Raw genomic sequence first — 1119 nt, forward strand, 5'->3', positions numbered from 1 at the left:
CGGAAGTGATTTACTCAAGAATGATACAAAGTTAAATAGTTTAAATGGTGACCTAACAATTCAAACCAATTCTAACTTAACCATTGACCCAAAAGTTTATAGTTTAAAAGCAGTGGGAGATATTGAGCTTGTTTCTAAAACTGGTACTTTGACTTTAAAAGGTTATGGTGGAACTGCGGGGAATGGATCAGAACAAGTTGTTAAGTTGGATACAGCAAATGGTGGTATCAATTTAGAGGGTACTAAAGTTGATATTCAAGGTTCACAGTTAACAGCACAAAAAGATATTAAGATCGTTTCAAGTAAAGATGATGTGCTGATTGATGGAATAAAAAATACATTAAAGAATGGTTCTGCTGATGCAACGAATATAATTAGTATCGAAAACAATATTAAGGAAATTGATAAAAGTATAAATATTCTATCTAACAGTAAAGAATTTCAGGAAAGAAAAACACTACTTGATAACATAAAAAAAACAAAAAATAGTCTTGAAGCAGCTATGTCATATTTGTTTGATGGTTCAAATGGAGAATATAGTGCTGGTGCTTTATCGAATGTAGATGTAAGTAATATCTTTTTCTATGAAAATGCTTATATACAATCATTTTCATCAGAGGGAGCGAGTGATACTTATGCTATGGTGATTAATAATGATATAGTAGGTTTCTTGCCTTCAGTAGGTTCTATAGGGACTTTACTAAGTTCTTATAAAGCAGAAATAAAAAAATATAAAAATTTAAATGAAAGCGAAAAAGTTAAAGATTTGGAGAAATTAATCTCTAAACTTGAGTCTGATAAGCAATCAGAAATAAAATCAAAAGAATTATTAACTAAAGGAGTAAATGGCTCAGAACATACTGAAGCTAAATTAAATTCAAAATCAGGAAACATTAATATTACTTCTGCTAAAGGTTTATCTATTAGTGGAGGAAATATTTCTGCTCAACTAGGTCAGGTTAGTTTGGAAGCAAGTGGTGTTTTAGCCGAACAGTATAAATCTTCAATTAGTAGTGGGGTTAATCAGCCACCAAAATCATTAAATGCAAGTATTATTATTGATGGTCATACAGATTTTTATGAGAAAGGTACTGAAAGTGAAGGAAATTATAGTTTCCG

At 30.4% G+C, this 1119-nt stretch carries 1 pseudogene; it reads left to right on the forward strand.

Going from position 1 to position 1119, the window contains the following annotated elements:
* Window positions 1–1119 (forward strand): annotated as a pseudogene (locus tag ACLBWE_RS19095) (hemagglutinin); the annotation flags it as partial.

Source organism: Acinetobacter sp. M5A5_2a, assembly GCF_053345265.1.